The organism is Azospirillum tabaci (assembly GCF_014596085.1).
Classification (GTDB): Bacteria; Pseudomonadota; Alphaproteobacteria; order Azospirillales; family Azospirillaceae; genus Azospirillum; species Azospirillum tabaci.
This window is the reverse complement of the sequence record NZ_JACCJY010000039.1, coordinates 28273-44815: the sequence shown is the minus strand read 5'-3', so window position 1 is coordinate 44815 and position 16543 is coordinate 28273. Positions and strand designations below refer to the sequence as shown.

20 protein-coding genes are annotated in these 16543 nt (G+C 68.1%); 5 read left to right on the top strand and 15 right to left on the bottom strand.

The features are described from left to right. Nucleotides 1-42: 42 nt before the first annotated feature. The 6 genes from H0B54_RS26160 to H0B54_RS26135 form a co-directional block, all read right to left on the bottom strand. Nucleotides 43-951 (bottom strand): histidine kinase dimerization/phosphoacceptor domain -containing protein, encoded by a 909-nt coding sequence (locus tag H0B54_RS26160; protein ID WP_188262758.1) that lies wholly within the window; start codon nucleotides 949-951, stop codon nucleotides 43-45. 248 nt (nucleotides 952-1199) lie between these two features. Then, on the bottom strand, nucleotides 1200-3116 hold the full coding sequence (gene dxs / locus H0B54_RS26155; protein ID WP_188262757.1) for a 1-deoxy-D-xylulose-5-phosphate synthase: 1917 nt from the start codon (nucleotides 3114-3116) through the stop codon (nucleotides 1200-1202). Nucleotides 3117-3134: 18 nt separating this feature from the next. Beyond that, nucleotides 3135-4001: a polyprenyl synthetase family protein gene (locus tag H0B54_RS26150; protein ID WP_094305460.1), complete on the bottom strand. Its 867-nt coding sequence runs from the start codon at nucleotides 3999-4001 to the stop codon at nucleotides 3135-3137. Between the two features lie 25 nt (nucleotides 4002-4026). Then, the gene (locus H0B54_RS26145; protein WP_094305390.1) at nucleotides 4027-4281 is read right to left on the bottom strand and encodes an exodeoxyribonuclease VII small subunit; all 255 of its coding nucleotides are present in this window, start codon (nucleotides 4279-4281) and stop codon (nucleotides 4027-4029) included. Between the two features lie 156 nt (nucleotides 4282-4437). Continuing rightward, nucleotides 4438-5367 (bottom strand): histone deacetylase family protein, encoded by a 930-nt coding sequence (locus H0B54_RS26140; RefSeq protein ID WP_188262756.1) that lies wholly within the window; start codon nucleotides 5365-5367, stop codon nucleotides 4438-4440. A 165-nt stretch (nucleotides 5368-5532) separates the two neighbouring features. After that, complete coding sequence (locus H0B54_RS26135) at nucleotides 5533-5760, bottom strand: sulfurtransferase TusA family protein (protein ID WP_094305388.1); 228 nt, start codon at nucleotides 5758-5760, stop codon at nucleotides 5533-5535. Nucleotides 5761-6030: 270 nt separating this feature from the next. On the opposite strand from H0B54_RS26135, the gene H0B54_RS26130 reads away from it, so the two are divergent. Then, nucleotides 6031-6390, top strand: a complete 360-nt coding sequence (locus tag H0B54_RS26130; RefSeq protein WP_094305386.1) for an ArsR/SmtB family transcription factor — start codon at nucleotides 6031-6033, stop codon at nucleotides 6388-6390. 18 nt (nucleotides 6391-6408) lie between these two features. On the opposite strand, the gene H0B54_RS26125 is transcribed toward H0B54_RS26130, so the two are convergent. After that, nucleotides 6409-6816, bottom strand: a complete 408-nt coding sequence (locus H0B54_RS26125) for a DUF423 domain-containing protein (RefSeq protein WP_246472825.1) — start codon at nucleotides 6814-6816, stop codon at nucleotides 6409-6411. Nucleotides 6817-6996: 180 nt separating this feature from the next. Here H0B54_RS26125 and H0B54_RS26120 point away from each other — a divergent pair, with 180 nt between their 5' ends. Then, entirely contained in the window at nucleotides 6997-7554 is a 558-nt protein-coding gene (locus H0B54_RS26120; protein WP_188262755.1) for a response regulator, read from the top strand. Here H0B54_RS26120 and H0B54_RS26115 read toward each other — a convergent pair. The 4 genes from H0B54_RS26115 to petA all read right to left on the bottom strand — a co-directional run bounded on the left by H0B54_RS26115 (nucleotide 7529) and on the right by petA (nucleotide 10830). Continuing rightward, complete coding sequence (locus H0B54_RS26115; protein WP_188262754.1) at nucleotides 7529-8080, bottom strand: DUF924 family protein; 552 nt, start codon at nucleotides 8078-8080, stop codon at nucleotides 7529-7531. The two genes, H0B54_RS26120 and H0B54_RS26115, sit on opposite strands and share 26 nt — an antisense overlap. A 118-nt stretch (nucleotides 8081-8198) precedes the next feature. After that, on the bottom strand, nucleotides 8199-8963 hold the full coding sequence (locus H0B54_RS26110) for a cytochrome c1 (protein ID WP_188262753.1): 765 nt from the start codon (nucleotides 8961-8963) through the stop codon (nucleotides 8199-8201). After that, nucleotides 8963-10231 (bottom strand): cytochrome b, encoded by a 1269-nt coding sequence (locus tag H0B54_RS26105; protein WP_094305383.1) that lies wholly within the window; start codon nucleotides 10229-10231, stop codon nucleotides 8963-8965. The genes H0B54_RS26110 and H0B54_RS26105 overlap by 1 nt, the downstream gene beginning before the upstream one ends. Before the next feature lie 29 nt (nucleotides 10232-10260). Beyond that, nucleotides 10261-10830, bottom strand: a complete 570-nt coding sequence (gene petA, locus H0B54_RS26100) for a ubiquinol-cytochrome c reductase iron-sulfur subunit (RefSeq protein ID WP_094305382.1) — start codon at nucleotides 10828-10830, stop codon at nucleotides 10261-10263. 256 nt (nucleotides 10831-11086) lie between these two features. On the opposite strand from petA, the gene H0B54_RS26095 reads away from it, so the two are divergent. Next, nucleotides 11087-11560 (top strand): tRNA (cytidine(34)-2'-O)-methyltransferase, encoded by a 474-nt coding sequence (locus tag H0B54_RS26095; RefSeq protein ID WP_188262752.1) that lies wholly within the window; start codon nucleotides 11087-11089, stop codon nucleotides 11558-11560. Nucleotides 11561-11580: 20 nt separating this feature from the next. Beyond that, nucleotides 11581-12468 carry an oxygen-dependent coproporphyrinogen oxidase gene (gene hemF, locus H0B54_RS26090; protein WP_246472824.1) on the top strand — a complete coding sequence of 296 codons (888 nt, stop codon included), beginning with the start codon at nucleotides 11581-11583 and terminating at the stop codon, nucleotides 12466-12468. A gap of 10 nt (nucleotides 12469-12478) precedes the next feature. Here hemF and H0B54_RS26085 read toward each other — a convergent pair whose 3' ends face one another. Genes H0B54_RS26085 through H0B54_RS26070 form a run of 4 tightly spaced genes read right to left on the bottom strand, consistent with a single transcriptional unit; the run spans nucleotide 12479 to nucleotide 15305 of the window. Beyond that, nucleotides 12479-13717, bottom strand: a complete 1239-nt coding sequence (locus H0B54_RS26085) for a CCA tRNA nucleotidyltransferase (RefSeq protein ID WP_188262751.1) — start codon at nucleotides 13715-13717, stop codon at nucleotides 12479-12481. A 25-nt stretch (nucleotides 13718-13742) separates the two neighbouring features. Beyond that, the gene (locus H0B54_RS26080) at nucleotides 13743-14048 is read right to left on the bottom strand and encodes a DUF6111 family protein (RefSeq protein WP_188262750.1); all 306 of its coding nucleotides are present in this window, start codon (nucleotides 14046-14048) and stop codon (nucleotides 13743-13745) included. 13 nt (nucleotides 14049-14061) lie between these two features. Beyond that, a complete protein-coding gene (locus H0B54_RS26075) occupies nucleotides 14062-14736 on the bottom strand; it encodes a CoA pyrophosphatase (RefSeq protein ID WP_188262749.1) in 675 nt (224 codons plus the stop codon). Continuing rightward, nucleotides 14733-15305 carry a DUF1285 domain-containing protein gene (locus tag H0B54_RS26070; RefSeq protein ID WP_094305377.1) on the bottom strand — a complete coding sequence of 191 codons (573 nt, stop codon included), beginning with the start codon at nucleotides 15303-15305 and terminating at the stop codon, nucleotides 14733-14735. The genes H0B54_RS26075 and H0B54_RS26070 overlap by 4 nt, the downstream gene beginning before the upstream one ends. A 190-nt stretch (nucleotides 15306-15495) precedes the next feature. Here H0B54_RS26070 and H0B54_RS26065 point away from each other — a divergent pair, with 190 nt between their 5' ends. Further along, on the top strand, nucleotides 15496-16539 hold the full coding sequence (locus H0B54_RS26065) for an AAA family ATPase (protein WP_094305376.1): 1044 nt from the start codon (nucleotides 15496-15498) through the stop codon (nucleotides 16537-16539). Nucleotides 16540-16543 lie beyond the last annotated feature (4 nt).

The window sequence follows — 16543 nt, the reverse complement described above, 5'->3', positions numbered from 1 at the left end:
GCGTTCGGCAAGAGGCGATGAACCGTCAACGACGGCGGACGGTCAGAAAGGAAGGTCGAGGACAAAGCGCGCGCCGGGAGCATTCGGCTCCGCGCGCAACTTGCCCTTCAATTGGCCGGCGAAGGCCCGCGCCACCTTCATGCCCAGCGAGTCGGCCCGCGCCACCTCGAAACCCGGAGGCAGGCCGCGCCCGTGGTCGGCCACGGTCAAGCGGCGGCCGCCTTCGTCGCGCGGCACGAGGCTGACCTCGATGTCTCCCGGGCTGCCCGCGGCGTAGGCGTATTTGGTGGCGTTTCCAACCAGTTCATTGAGAATGAGGGCGAGCGGGATCACCGAATCCACCGGCAGCATCGCCTGTTCCACCGTCACCGCGATGCGCCGTTCCGGCCCACCCACCGCAAAGTGGCTTTCCATCTCCCGGCAGGCGTCTCTCAGATAGGCTCCGAAATCGACAAGGCTGCCACGGGCGGCGGCGTGAACGCGCTGATGCGCCTGGGTCACCGTACCGATGCGGCTGCACGCCTCCTGAAAGGCACGGCGCATGTCCGGGTCCTTGGCCGACAGGGTCTGGAGCGTCAGCAGGCTGGATACGAGCTGGAGCGTGTTCTTGACCCGGTGGCTGACCTCACGCGCGTGATGGTGCGCGGTCTCGGTCGATTCGGATTCGGTGGGACGCAGGGTGACCAGCAACGACGGTCCGCCGTCCAATGCGGCCAAATCCAGGTTCCAGGACACTTCCTCCGGTCCGGCGATCCGCAGGCGGGCTCCCTCGCCGTTGCTCAACGTCTGGGCAACGCGCTCGGCGGAGACCTCCGGGAAGCGGTCTGTCAGAGGATGACCCGGCTCCAAGCCCAGGGCGCGCATGGTCGCGTTGGCATAAAGACAACGAAAGGACGCCCCGTCGATCACGGCGGTCGGCGTCGGAGACGACTCGACGATGGACCGGAACATCCCCGGACCATCCTGAGCCGATGCGCCGTTTTCGTCGGATGCGCGCCCAGCACCCGCTGCAAACACCTGAGGCATGTTCGACAAACCCAGTCCCGCCGGAAACGTTAATTATCTATTGTTTTCGAATTGTAAGACAGCGGTCCCAGCCGCACCAGAGAAAGCGCCCCGCTCAACCTTAGGCTAATGGCATTAGCCCCTTCGTCCAGGTTGGGATCTTGGGGTCGGGCGGCAGCGCTTTCCTTGAGGCTTCAGGCCCGCACCGCCGCCGCCTCGATCCCCAACGCCTGCAGCACGGTGGCGACGATGTGGCGGGCGGCCAGACCGGCTTCCTCATACTGCTTGGCCGGGTTGTCATGGTCGAGGAAGCGGTCGGGCAGGACCATCGGACGGATCTTCAACCCGCCGTCCAGCAACCCGGTCATCGCGAGGTGCTGCAGCACGAAGCTGCCGAAGCCGCCGACCGAGCCCTCCTCGATGGTGATCAGCACTTCGTGATCCAGCGCCAGACGGCGCACCAGTTCCACATCCAGCGGCTTGGCGAAGCGCGCGTCCGCCACCGTCGTCGACAGGCCACGCGCGCCCAGCTCCGCCGCCGCCTTGCGCGCCTCGGCCAGACGCGTGCCGTAGCTGAGGATCGCCACCTTGCTGCCCTCCTGAAGGATGCGGCCCTTGCCGATGGGCAGCACCTCGCCGCGCTCCGGCAGTTCCAGCCCCACCCCCTCGCCGCGCGGGTAGCGCAGCGCCGAAGCGCGGTCATCGATGGTGGCGCTGGTCGCCACCATGTGCATCAGCTCCAGCTCGTCCGCCGCCGCCATCAGCACGATGTCGGGCAGGCAGCCGAGATAGGCCACGTCGAAGGCCCCGGCGTGGGTCGCCCCATCCGCCCCGACCAGACCGGCGCGATCGAGCGCGAACCGCACCGGCAGGCGCTGCAGCACCACGTCGTGCACCACCTGGTCGTAAGCGCGCTGCAGAAAGGTCGAATAGATCGCGCAGAAAGGCTTGAAGCCCTCCGTCGCCAGCCCGGCGGCGAAGGTCACGGCGTGCTGCTCGGCAATGCCGACGTCGAAGCAGCGGTCGGGGAAGCGCTGGCCGAACAGATCCAGCCCGGTGCCGGACGGCATGGCCGCGGTGATGCCGAGGACCTTGGGGTCGCGTTCGGCCTCGGCGATCAGGGCGTTGGCGAAGACGCGGGTGTAGGTCGGGGCGTTGGACTTGGGCTTGGACTGGGCGCCGGTGACGACGTCGAACTTGGCCACCGCGTGCAGCTTGTCGGCCGACGCCTCGGCGGGGCCGTAGCCCTTGCCCTTCTTGGTGACGACGTGGATCAGGACGGGTTTGTCGTCCCCGGCGTCGCGCACGTTCTGGAGCACCGGCAGGAGATGGTCCAGATTGTGACCATCGATCGGACCGATGTAATAGAAGCCCATCTCCTCGAACAGCGTGCCGCCGGTGACCATGCCGCGGGCGTATTCCTCCGCCCGGCGCGCCGCCGTGCGCAGCGGGCGCGGCAGCTGCTCCGCGATGTCCTTCGCCAGGTGGCGCAGGCTGAGGTAGGGCTTCGACGAGATCAGCCGCGACAGGTACGCGCTCATCGCGCCGACCGGCGGGGCGATGGACATGTCGTTGTCGTTCAGGATGACGATCAGCTTGCTGTTCGCCGACCCCGCGTTGTTCATCGCCTCATAGGCCATGCCGGCGCTCATCGCGCCGTCGCCGATCACGGCGATCACATGGTTGTCGCGGCCCAACTGGTCGCGCGCCACCGCCATGCCCAGGCCCGCCGAGATGGAGGTGGAGCTGTGGCCGGCGCCGAACGGGTCGTACTCGCTTTCCGACCGATTGGTGAAGCCCGACAACCCGCCGCCGGTGCGCAGCGTGCGGATGCGGTCGCGGCGCCCGGTCAGGATCTTGTGCGGGTAGCACTGGTGCCCGACGTCCCAGATCAGCCGGTCGGCCGGGGTCTGGAACACGTAATGCAGGGCGACGGTCAGCTCGACCACCCCCAGCCCGGCGCCCAGATGACCGCCAGTCACCGACACCGCGCTGATGGTTTCCGTCCGCAGCTCGTCGGCCACCTGCCGAAGCTGTTCGGGCTTGAGCGCCCGCAGGTCGGCGGGGGTGCGGACGAGGTCGAGAAGCGGCGTCTTGTCGTTGGGGGTCACGTTCAAAACGTCCTCCGTTCAGGTCCGCCGCGCGACGACGAAGTCGGCGACCGCTTTGAGAATATCGGCGCGCCCGTCAAAGATCTCCAGGTGCGCCTTGGCCTGGACGGCCAGCATCGCGGCCTGCGAGCGGGCGCGGTCCCGCCCGAGGATGGACACGAAGGTCGACTTTCCGGCCTCCGCGTCGCGCCCGACCGACTTCCCGGTCTCTGCTTCCGTGCCTTCGACGTCCAGCAGGTCGTCGACGATCTGGAAGGCCAGCCCAAGATCGTGGGCGTAGGCGCGCAGCGCAAGGCGCTGCGGCGGCGGGGCCTTGCCCAGAATGCCGCCGGCCTCGCAGGAAAAGGCGATCATGTCGCCGGTCTTCATGCGCTGGAGCCGGGTGGTGGTGCCGAGGTCGAAGGCTTCATGCTCGGCGATCAGGTCGAGCATCTGGCCGCCGACCATGCCGTGCGGCCCGGCCGCCTTGGCGAGCGCCGCCACGAGCTGGCAGCGCACGTTCGGATCCTCGTGGGTCGCCGGATCGGCCAGAACCTCGAAGGCGTAGGTCAGCAGGCCGTCGCCGGCCAGGATGGCGGTCGCCTCGTCGAATTTGCGATGCACGGTCGGCTGACCGCGGCGCAGCTCGCCGTTGTCCATCGCCGGCAGGTCGTCGTGGACCAGAGAGTAGCTGTGGACGAACTCCACCGCCACCGCGACGCGCAGCGCGCAGTCCGGATTGACGCCGAACAGCGCCGCGGATTGGCACACCAGGAAGGGGCGCAGCCGCTTGCCGCCGTTCAGGCAGCCGTAGCGCATCGCCTCCAGCACACGCGATTCGGGGAGGTCGGTGGTCGGCAGGAGGTGCAGGATCGCACGTTCCACATCCGCCGCCATGTCGGCCATGGCTGTCTTGAGGTCGGTCTGCACGTCAGTCGATCCGGGCGGGTTCGGTGCCGAGGGTGCCGTCGGCGGCAATGGTGATGCGGTCGATCTTGGCCTGGGCCTCCCGCAGCTTCGCCTCGCAATGCCGCTTCAGCGCGGTGCCGCGCTCGTAGGAGGAGATCGCGTCGTCGAGCTTGCCGCGCCCGTCCTCGAGCTGGCGCACGATGCGCTCCAGTTCGGCCAGCGCGTCCTCGAAGCTGAGGGCGGCGATGTCGGGGGGAATGTTAGCGAGGTCAGCCATGATCCATCCGGCCAATGATCCATACGATGGGGTGCCCGCGATGGGACCGAAAACCGAAATTATGGCTCAACCCCCAAATGCGCAAGGCCCGCGGCGGGCGTATCACGCTCCCACCACGGGCCTAGCCGGAAGAATTGGCCGGAAGAATCGGAAAGTTCAGCAATACATCAATTCGCGCACATGCGCCGCGGAGGCCGACGCCAGGGCGCGCAGGTTGTAGCCGCCCTCCAGCACGGACACGATGCGGGCGCCGCAATGGGTACGGGCCAGATCGCCCAGCTTGCGCGTCGCCCAGGCGAAGTCGTCGTCGGTCAGGTGCAGACCGGCCAGCGGGTCGCGCGAATGGGCGTCGAATCCGGCGGAGATGATCAGCAGGTCCGGTTTGAAATGGTCAATGGCCGGCAGGATGATGTGGGTCATCGCGTGCCGGAACTCCGGCGAGCCGGACATGGCCGCGAGCGGCGCGTTGACGCAGTTGCCGTACTCGCCCTTCTCCCCCGCGTCGCCCGTGCCGGGATAGAGCGGCGACTGGTGGGTGGAGCAATAGAGCAGGTCCGGATCGCGCTGGAAGATGTCCTGTGTGCCGTTGCCGTGATGGACGTCGAAATCCATCACCGCCACCCGCTGGAGCCCGTGCACCGCCCGGGCGTGATAGGCGCCGACCGCGGCGTTGTTGAACAGGCAGAAGCCCATGGCCTTTTCATGCTCGGCGTGGTGCCCCGGCGGGCGCACGGCGCAGAAAGCGTTGCGCGAATGGCCCGACGCCACCGCATCGACCGCCGCAACCACCGCCCCGGCGGCGCGCAAGGCGGCCTCGCCCGAACCGGGAGACATCACCGTGTCGGCGTCGATGCCGGCGTGCTCCTGCTCGGGCACGAGGGCCAAGATGCGCTCCACATGCTCCCGCGGGTGCGCCCGGGAGAGCTGCTCCAGGGTGGCGAGCGGCGCCTCCTGCCGTTCGAGCATGTAGAATTCTTCGGTTTCAAGAGCCGCCAGCACCGCACGAAGCCGGTCGGCGCATTCCGGATGGCCCAGCCCTGTGTCGTGGTCCAGGCAGGCGGCGTGGGTGAACAGGGTGGTGAACATGCTTTTCTGTCTTTTTCGTTCGTGTTCGAGGCATTTCCCTGCACCCATTCTTCCTGGATCGCTAATGAAAGTACAGGCTGATTGCAGGGCTTATCGTCACATCCCCCAACCGCCGCTCCCACCCCTTTTTCGCGGCGGACGTGCAGGCGCGCCCCCTTTGCGGCCTCAGGCGCTGCGCTCGATCACAAAGCGGTAGACGCCCTCCTCCTCCACGCTGGAGGCCAGCCGGTTGCCGGTGGCTTCGCAGAAGGCGGCGAAATCCTTGGGCGCGCTGGGGTCGGTCGCCTCGACGGTCAGCGTGGATCCGATAGGGACCGTCTTCAGCGCCTTGCGCGCGCGCAGCACCGGCAACGGGCACTGCAGCCCTTTGGCGTCAAGCGTCTGGTCGGCCATCGTTCCTTGCACTCCTTCGGGTTCCGCCGCGACAATTCCAGGCCGCGAGTCTAGAACGGCGGCGCGCGCGCCTCAACCCGTTGAACCATGATTTCAGAACCGGGATGTCATGAACCGGGGAACATTCTTTCGACTACGGGACATCCACGGGTAGACAGCGCGGTACACTCTTCCATATGATTGAACACGAACGATAAACGGCGGTGCTGCGGCGCAAGGATTGGGCGCAACGGCTCGCTGTTGCCAGACGCCGACAGAAACGGTCGTTTCATGAACATTGCCGATCTGCAGAGCAACGCACGGCGGGCCAGCACGTTGCTCAAAGCCATGAGCAACGAGCGCCGTCTGCTCATCCTGTGCTACCTGACCGAGGGTGAGAAATCGGTCGGCGAGTTGGAGGAGTTGGTCGACCTCAGCCAGTCGGCGCTGTCCCAGCATCTGGCCCGCCTGCGCCGCGACAAGCTGGTGCGGACGCGGCGCGCCGCCCAGAACATCTACTACTCGCTGAACGGGCACGAGGCGCAGACCATCATGGCGACGCTCCACGATCTGTTCTGCGCACCCGTCGCCCGCAAGAAGGACGAGGGTTCCCCCGCCTCCGCCGAAGAACCCAGCAGCGCGTCGGCCTGAGCACCCTTCCTTCTCGCCTCAGACCCGTCCGAAGAAGCGCCGCCCGAACAGAAGAACCGCCAGCGCCAGGATCAGCCAGCCCAGGATAAAGGCGCTGCCGCCGGTCGGGGCCGTCATGGCGATGGGCAGCGGGCCGCTGGTGGCCGTGGCGTAGAGCGTTCCGCTGAAGAGCAGGATCCCGGCCACGAAGAGCCATCCCGACAGGCGCAGCGCCAGACGCGCCGGACCGTCGGCGGTGCGCAGCAGCGCGACCAGGGCGACCAAGGCCAGCGCGTGCCACATCTGATATTGCCCGGCCAACCGGAACAACTCCTGCTCGCGCGGGTCGCCGGCAAGCCCGTGGCTGGCATAGGCCCCAGCCCCCACCGCGACGGCGCCGTTCAGGGCCGCGAAAGCCACCCAGAGCCGATCAACCAGTCCCATCATTCCTCTCCACGCTGGCGTTCCCGATCCCTCCCAGTGCGGGCGGCGGGAAAAGTTCGATCTCGTAACCAATTGGCCCACCCTTTGCTTGGCACGGACGGGCCGGCCATCTTATCGTCTCGGAAAACCGAGGGTCTGTGGCGGTTCGGCGCAATTTGATTTGCAAAATGCCAAAGGCTCGTCGTGAACCACACCATTCTGCACCGACAGCCGCAAGACGCTTCTCAGACCGAGGCGGTGCCGCGCGCCGCGCCGGCGTCCTCCGGAATGCCGCAGTCGCCCGATGAGGATCGGCTGATCGCCTGGTCCCTGGCGCGCGGCGGGCGTCTGCTGGTGGTGGACGACAGCCCCACAAACCGGCTGCTGACCGCGGCGCTGATGCGCAAGGCCGGCTTCACCGTTGACACCGCGGACGGCGGGGCGGAGGCCGTCACCTCCGTCGCCACAGCGAAGGCGCCCTACGACGCCGTGCTGATGGACGTCGCCATGCCGGAGGTGGACGGGATCGCTGCGACCCTGGCCATCCGGGCGATGACCGGCCCCCGCGCCGCGGTGCCGATCATCGCGGTCACCGCGCACGGCTTCGCCGAGGACCGCGACCGCTGCGTGTTCGCCGGTATGAACGATTACGTGCCCAAGCCGGTCCGTCGCCCCGAATTGCTGGCCGCCCTGAAGCGCTGGCTTGACCCCGGGGTTTCCGAGGGTGGTGACGCCGTCAGAAGGACGAGCCCGGTTCCTTGAGGAATTCCGCCTCCTCCGGCGTCGTCTCGCGGCCGAGGACGGCGTTGCGATGGGGGAAGCGGCCGAAGCGGGCGATGACCGCGCGGTGGCGTTCGGCGTAATCCACGACCTCCGGGTCGCTGACCCGTTCCCGGAACAGGGTGCAGGACAGCTCCTGGCAGTCCATGTCCTCCTGATGCTCGAACGGCAGATAGAGGAAGATCCGCTCGTCCTCGCTGCATTCCAGGTCGTAGCCCTGCTCGACCACATGGCGCGCCACCGCCAGCGCCTTGCCGTCGGTCGCGAAGGCCCGCGGCGTGCCGCGGAAGACGTTGCGCGGCACCTGATCCAGCAGGACGCAAAGCGCCAGACAGCCGTCCACATCCTCCAGCCAGTGATCGTACCGGCCCGCCGCCGCCGCCTCGTGATGGGGAAGCAGCGTGTCGCGCACCGTCCGGTCGAAACTGTCGGACTGGCGGAACCAATAGGGCTTCATCGCCTCGTCGAACCAGAAATCCACGATCTCGTCGATCAGCCTGTCGGTCATCTGCACCACCTTCGCCTGGGAATGGGGTCGTCGGGAAAAGAACCTCGGCCACAAAAGAACAGGGCGCCCGAAGGCGCCCTGTCCAGTCTCAAGCCTCCGCACAGAGCCGGACAACGGCTCAGTGCAGGGTGCTCCACAGCTTGCGCTTGGTGGCGTACATCAGGCCGGCCAGCACGATCAGGAACAGGATCACCTTCACGCCCATCTGCTTGCGCGCATCCATGTGCGGCTCGGCGATGAAGGTCAGGAAGGTGCTGATGTCGTGGGCCTGCTGCTGCACCGTCGCCGGGGTGCCGTCGGCGTAGGTCACGCCGTCCGGCATCAGGATGTTGGGCATGCCCACCTGATGACCCGGGAAGTACTTGTTGTAGTTCATGCCCGGCATCAAGGTCACGCCTTCCGGCGGGTTCTCCTCGAAGCCGGTCAGGAAGGCGTAGAGGTAGTCCTCACCGCCGACGCGGGCCTTCGCCATCAGCGACAGGTCCGGCGGCAGGGCGCCGTTGTTGGCGGCGCGGGCGGCGTTGTCGTTGGGGAACGGCGACGGGAAACGGTCGGCCGGGATGCCCGGACGCATGAACATCTCGCCCGCGTCGTTCGGACCGGCCTGGACCTCATAGCCGGCGGCGATCGCCTTCAACTCGTCCTCGTTGAAGCCGATGCCGGCGAGCGTGCGGATCGGGACCAGCTTGGCCGAGTGACAGGTCGAGCAGACTTCCTTGTAGATCTGGAAGCCGCGCTGCGCCGAGGCCTTGTCGATGGTGCCGAAGACGCCGCTGTGCGACCACTCCTGCTTGGGAATGTGCACCGCTTCCGACGCCTGCGCGGCGCCGGCCAGGCCCAGGGCGAAGGCCGCGGAGAGGATGGCAGACTTCAGAGAGCGCATTATGCCTTCTCCATGGGCTTGGCGTGGGCGCCGGCGGCAACGCGGCCACCGCCCTTCAGAACCGGTTCGCAGATGCTGGCGGGAAGCGGCAGCGGACGCTCCAGCTTGCCCAGCAGCGGCAGCAGGATCAGGAAGTGGAAGAAGTAGTAGGCCGTGCCGATGCGGGCGACCAGCAGCCACACGCCTTCCGCGGGCATCGCGCCGGCGTAGCCAAGGACCAGGGCGTCGATGGCCAGGATCCAGAAGAACTGGCGGTAGATCGGACGGAACTTGCAGCTGCGCACCTTGGAGGTGTCGAGCCACGGCAGGGCCGCCAGCACCGCGATGGCGCCGAACATGGCGAGCACGCCGCCCAGCTTGTCCGGGATTGCGCGCAGGATCGCGTAGAACGGCAGGAAGTACCATTCCGGAACGATGTGCGCCGGCGTGACCAGCGGGTTGGCCGGAATGTAGTTGTCCGGGTGGCCGAGGTAGTTCGGGGCGAAGAAGACGAAGGCCGCGTAGAAGATCAGGAACACGACGACCGCGAAGCCGTCCTTGATCGTGACGTACGGGTTGAACGGCACGGTGTCCTGCGGGCCCTTGGCGTCGATGCCCAGCGGGTTGTTGGAGCCGGAGACGTGCAGGGCGGCGGTGTGGAGGATCACCAGGCCCAGCAGCACGAACGGCAGCAGGAAGTGCAGCGCGAAGAAGCGGTTCAGCGTCGGGTTGTCGACCGAGAAGCCGCCCCACAGCCAGGTCACGATCGGGTCGCCGACCAGCGGGAAGGCCGAGAACAGGTTCGTGATGACGGTGGCGCCCCAGAAGCTCATCTGGCCCCACGGCAGCACGTAGCCCATGAAGGCGGTCGCCATCATGGCCAGCAGGATCAGCACGCCGAGGATCCACAGGATCTCGCGCGGCGCCTTGTAGGAGCCGTAGTAGAGACCGCGGAACATGTGGATGTAGACGGCGATGAAGAACATCGACGCGCCGTTGGCGTGGACGTAGCGCAACAGCCAGCCGTAGTTGACGTCGCGCATGATGCGCTCGACCGAGTCGAAGGCGATGGTCGTGTGCGCGGCATACTGCATCGCCAGCACGAGGCCGGTGGCGATCATGATGACCAGCATGATGCCGGCGATGGCACCGAACGCCCACAGATAGTTGACGTTCCGGGGCATCGGATACTGGTTGTACTCATGGTCCAGCATCGTGAAGATCGGCAGGCGGCTGTCGATCCACTTCACGACGGGATTCTTGAACTGGGGGGCGTGAGCCTGAGCCATCTTGGGGTCTCCAGAACCTTAAGGGCCGCTTAGCCGAGCCGGACCGCGGTGTCGCTCGTGAAAGCGTACTGCGGAACGACGAGGTTGGCCGGGGCGGGACCCTTGCGGATGCGCCCTGCGGTGTCGTAGTGCGAGCCGTGGCACGGGCAGAACCAGCCGTCGTAGTCGCCGCGCGGATCGGTCGGCTTCTGCCCCAGCGGCACGCAGCCCAAGTGCGTACAGATGCCGACGACGATCAGCCATTCCGGCTTCTTGACGCGGGCGTCGTCGGCGGCCGGGTCGCGCAGCTCGCCGAGGTTGACGGTGCGGGCCTCCTCGATCTCCTTCGCCGTACGGTGGCGGACGAAGACCGGCTTGCCGCGCCAGGTGACGGTGATCGCCTGGCCTTCCTGGACCGGGGCCAGATCCACGTCGATCGAAGCCAGCGCGAGGGTGTCGGCGGCCGGGTTCATGCTGTCGATGAACGGCCAGACGGCCGACGCGACACCAACGGCACCCACGGCCCCGGTGGCGAGGTAGAGAAAATCACGGCGGGAAGCCCCCTCGCCGCCGGGGGCCGCGTGGCCACCCGTCCCGGGCGGATGCGTGGTCTGAGCCATAAGCGTTAATCTCCTCAAGGCATACGCGGCGCGCCGAAGCGCCCTATGACACGTGGACCAGTGTTTATCACGACTTGACGGGCATGTCCGCTCACTGGGTGGGTGGGTGCGCGCCGCGTCGACCGGGGTTGTATCTCCCGGGTATCCGGGGTGCGGTATACAGTCGCGGCAACGCCTTGAAAAGGTTTTGTCATCGGGACAACTTGTCGCGCTTTGCAGTGCACCATTAGACTTCGCTGAACCAAAAGGGAATTTCATGCGCCTCGTTCTCTTCGAACCGGACATTCCCCAGAACGCCGGGACTCTGATGCGTCTGGCGGCGGGACTCGGGGTGCCGCTGGACCTGATCGAGCCCTGCGGCTTCGTTCTGGACGACCGCAAGCTGCGGCGGGCCGGCATGGACTACATCGACCAGCTTGCCCTGGTCCGGCACAGCTCCTGGGCCGCCTACCGGGCGCTGCCGCAGACCGGGCGGCTGGTCCTGCTGACCACCCGCGGCGCCGTTCCCTACACGGAGTTCGCCTTCGCGCCGGACGACCGCATCATGGTCGGGCGCGAGAGCGCCGGGGTGCCCGACGACGTGCACGAGGCCGCCGACGCCCGGCTGGTCATTCCCTTGAAGCCGCCCGCCCGGTCGCTGAATGTTGCGCTGAGTGCCGCGATGGTGTTGGGTGAGGCCCTGCGGCAGACGGCCGCATTGCCGAGCCCCTCGCCCCTTCCTTTGCCCTGACCGACGCCGGACGCCCGCCCATGACCACCTCCCCCACCGACGCCATGGACATCAAAGCCGCCCGTCAGGCCCGGGCCAGCGCCTGGTTCGCCGAGCTGCGCGACCGCATCTGCGCCGAGTTCGAACGGATCGAGGACGAGCTGACCGGCACCCATTCCGACCTGCCGCCGGGCCGCTTCGAGCGCAAGAGCTGGCAGCGCCCCGACCATGGCGGCGGCGAGGGCGGCGGCGGCGTGATGTCGGTGATGCGGGGCCGCGTGTTCGAGAAGGTGGGCGTCAACGTCTCCACGGTGCACGGCACCTTCAGCCCGGAATTCCGCGCCAACATTCCCGGCGCCGCGGAGGACGGGCGGTTTTGGGCGTCGGGGATCAGCCTCGTCGCGCACATGCGTTCGCCGCTCGTGCCGGCCACCCACATGAACACGCGCCACATCGTGACCAGCATCGGCTGGTTCGGCGGCGGCGCCGACCTGACCCCGATGGTCCCGGACGAGCAGGACACCGCCGACTTCCACGCCGCCTTCCGCGGCGCCTGCGACCGCCACGACCCGACCTGCTACGCGCGTTATAAGGAGTGGTGCGACCGCTACTTCTTCCTGCCGCACCGGGGCGAGGCGCGCGGCGTCGGCGGCATCTTCTACGACAACCTGGATTCCGGGAACTGGGAGGCCGACTTCGCCTTCACCCGCGACGTCGGGCTGGCCTTCCTGGAGGTCTTCCCCGCCCTGGTCCGCCGCCACATGAACCGGCCCTGGACCCCGGAGCAGCGCGAGCACCAGCTGATCCGACGCGGCCGCTACGTCGAGTTCAACCTGCTCTACGACCGCGGGACGACCTTCGGCCTGAAGACCGGCGGCAACACCGAGGCCATCCTGATGAGCATGCCGCCCGAGGTGAAGTGGCCGTAACGGCGGCGCTTCACCCCAGACGCCGCCTCGCCTCTGCCAGACATTCCTCCCGTCCCGGCCGGAAGTCCTCGGCGATCCACCACGCCTCGACCTGCTTCAGCAGAGCGCCCACCGCCGGGCCGCGCGGCATCCCCATGGCCAGCAGGTCGCGCCCGGCGATGGGAAGGACCAGGGACGGCAGATCCTCGCCGGCCACCAGCGCCGCCTTCACCCCGTCGAGCGCCATCGGTCCGGGGGCGTCCACCGCCGCCAGAAGCACGAGATCGCGGTACAGCCCGGCGTCGCCCAGCCGATAGAGCGCCTGCCGCCGCTTCACCGGACCATCGGACGGCGACACGGCCATCGGTGGCTCGGTCAGGGCGGCGAGCCGGTCGCGGTCGGCATTGGACAGGCGCAGAGTCTGCGCCACGGCCAGCGCCCCCGCCCGGTCGGTGTCCAACACGGCGGCGAAGCGGCGCACCGCCTCGGCCGGCTCGTGCAGATCGTGTTCCAGCCGGACCAGACCGTCCAGCCGGGCGGTGCGGACCGCGTCCGGCAGCAAATGGGCCATCACGCCGAGCCCGATCATCAACTCCCAGGCCGACGCCGGGTCAGGCGCCGCCAGCAGGCGGGACAACTCGCCCCGCACCCGTTCCCCGGACAGGGTGGGCAGGCGGGGGGCCATCTCCGCGCAGGCGGCCAGCGCCGCCGCGTCCGGAGCGCCGCGTCCGTAATGGGCGTGGAAGCGGAAGAAGCGCAGCAGGCGCAGCACGTCCTCTTCGATGCGCTGGCGCGGGTCGCCGACGAAGCGCACCCGCCCGGCGGCCATGTCCGCCAATCCCCCGAAGGGGTCGTAGACGCAGCCGTCCAGCGTGCAGCTCAGCGCGTTCATGGTCAGGTCGCGCCGGGCGGCGTCCTCCCGCCAGTCGTCGGTGAATTCGACGCGGGCATGGCGCCCGTAGGTTTCCACGTCGCGGCGCAGCGTGGTGATCTCGTAGTGCGCTTTCCCGACCACGGCGGTGATGGTGCCATGCTCGATCCCGGTGGGTATGGCGCCGATGCCCGCGGCCTTCAGCAACGCCATCACCTGCTCCGGCGGGGCGTGGGTGGCGATGTCGATGTCCTTGACCTTGCGGCCCAGCCACGCGTCGCGCACGCAGCCGCCGACGAAGCGGGCGTCCGCCCCTCCGGCGGCCAGGGCGTCGAACACGGCGCGCGTCTCGGGGGCGGTCATCCACGGTTGGGGAGCGATGCGGGCGTTGACGGTCATGGCGGCAGGCTAGCCCGCGGAACGCTCAATTGCCAGATTGTGCGCTGCCGGACGCCCCGCCGCCGATCACCCGTCCGTCTTCGAGATGGGCCGGCGTGTAGGGCGTGTGCGGCGGCGCTCCGCTGGTCAGGGCGACGGACCCCAGAGTCACGGCCATCGCCGCCACCCCGGCGAAGACCAGCCAGGGCCAAGGCGCGGTCGCCCACCAGGGGGCCGGGCTGTGCGCCTCCTCCGCCTCGCGGCGGCGGCGCTCGACCACCAGCACATACAGGGCATAGCCGACCGTGGGCAGAACCAGGGGCAGGATGACCGTCAGGAAAATCCGCAGCACCGCGCCGTCCGCCTTACGGTGTTCCGCCGGCGGGAAGATCGCCCAGACGGTCGCCTCCCAGGCAATCGCCCCCCAGGCCGTCGCCGCGCAGGACGTCGCAGAGATTCACCAGCATCCCGGCCGTCGCCCCCCAGATGAAGCGCTGCTGGTAGGGGAAGGCGTAGAAATAGCGTTGCGCACCCTGGAACTCGCGGCTGTGGCGCTGCGGGTTGGTCGGGTCGAGGATGGCGGCCAGCGGCACCTCGAACACCTCCGCCACCTCGGTCGGGTCGGGAGTCACCTGGAAGGGCGGGCGCACCAGGCCGACCACCGGGGTCACCCGGAAGCCGGTGCGCGTCACGTAGGTGTCGAGCCGCCCCAGCACCTCGATGCGGTCGCGCGCCAGTCCGATCTCCTCCTCGGTCTCGCGCAGGGCGGTGTCTTCCGGATCGCGGTCGTCGCTCTCCATCCGCCCGCCGGGGAAGCTGATCTGCCCGGCATGGGCCGTCAGGTTGGCGGTGCGCTGGGTGAAGATGACCGTCAGCTCCTCCGGACGGTCGACCAGCGGCACCAGGACGGCGGCCTCCCGCAGCTTGACCTGGGAAGGCTCGAAACCGGGATTGAGATCATGGTCGCCGCGCACCTTGACGGGGCGCAGCCCGGCGGCGGCGCTTCCCGGAAAGCGCCTGCGGACCTCGTCGAGACTCACTCGCCAGGCAGCCTGCCCAGCGCGAAGAAGACCTTCTTGCTCCATACCCCCACCTCAGCCTCACCATCATGGCCGCGCGTATCGGCCCGGTCCACCATTTCGTAGTAGACCGGCCGGAGAATTCGCGCTTCGAGCCCGTTTCTTATGAGGATATAGGGCGTCGGTTCGCCATTTTCAGGATTGTGGGCGACCCTGATCGGATGATCCGGTCCACATTCGACCCATTCGTCTAAATTTGTACGGAAAGACAGCACCTGTTCGTCTCCACCTCCGCTTGCGGCCATTTCCACGGCGACGAACGGCGTGTCCTCGACCACGATCCGCCCGCGCTCGACCGGGGTGACCAGCCAGAAGTCGCCCGCCTCGTCCCGCCGCAGGACCGTGGCGAACAGCTTGACCAGTTCGATCCGCCGGATCGGGTCGCCCTCGTGGAACCAGGTGCCGTCGCGGGCGATGCGGATGTCGAACCGCTGCTCCCTTGCGGTCAGGGGCAGGCTTTCGACGTTTGCCCCACCTGGGCGCGTTTCATTTGGGCGCTTGTCATTCGCCCCGTCATTGCCGACCTTCATCGCTAGCCTTCCCGTCTTTTTCGGGCGTGAGGGGCACAGAGGAAACTGGCCGCGCAACGTAATTTCGCCATACTCGTCACATAAGTCCGGACTGGCGGATTTGCCACGATGGCCGTTTCGACCCCAGCGGTCATGATTGAGCGGTCATGATTGCCCACCAGAGTGCATGGTCTTAAACGGGAGCAGAGACGTGAGCGCAACCGACGCCGTCAATCCGGGGGCCAATCCGGGCCAGAACTTTCCCGCCGGCGAGAACCCGCACCAGCTCATGGCGGAGATCGAGGCGCTGGGCGGTCGGCTGACCCATGTCCGCGACCGCATCGGGCGGATCATCTTCGGCCAGCAGGAGGTCGTCGACCTCACGCTCATCACGCTTCTCGCGGGCGGCCACGTGCTGCTGATCGGCGTGCCGGGCCTCGCCAAGACGCGGCTGGTCGAGACGCTGGGCACCGTGCTGGGCCTCGCGGAGAAGCGCATCCAGTGCACGCCCGACCTGATGCCCGCCGACATCCTGGGGTCGGAGGTGCTGGAGGAGAACGAGCAGGGCCGCCGCTCCTTCCGCTTCATTCCCGGGCCGGTGTTCAGCCAGCTCCTGATGGCGGACGAGATCAACCGCGCCAGCCCGCGCACCCAGTCCGCCCTGCTCCAGGCGATGCAGGAGCGGCGCGTGTCGGTCGCCGGCCAGTACCACGCCCTGCCCCAGCCCTTCCACGTGCTGGCCACCCAGAACCCGCTGGAGCAGGAAGGCACCTACCCGCTGCCGGAAGCCCAGCTCGACCGCTTCCTGATGCAGATCGACGTCGATTACCCCGACCGCGACGCCGAGCGGCGGATGATGATCGCCACCACCGGTTCGCTGGACGAACAGGCGGTGACGGTGCTCTCCCCCGCCGACCTCCAGGCCGCGCAGCGTCTGGTCCGCCGCGTGCCGGTCAGCGAGGGGGTTGTGGACGGCATCCTCGACCTCGTGCGGCGGGGCCGCCCGGAGACCACCGACCTGCCCGAGGTGCAGCGCCACGTCGCCTGGGGCCCCGGCCCACGCGCCAGCCAGGCGCTGATGCTCGCCGCCCGCGCCCGCGCGGTGCTGGACGGGCGGCTGGCGCCGTCGCTGGACGACGTGGTGGCCCTGGCGAAGCCCGTGCTGCGGCACCGCATGGCGCTGAACTTCGCCGCGCGGGCGGACGGGATCACGTTGGACGACATCATCAACCGCCTCTGCGCCCCGCTGTCGTAAGGAC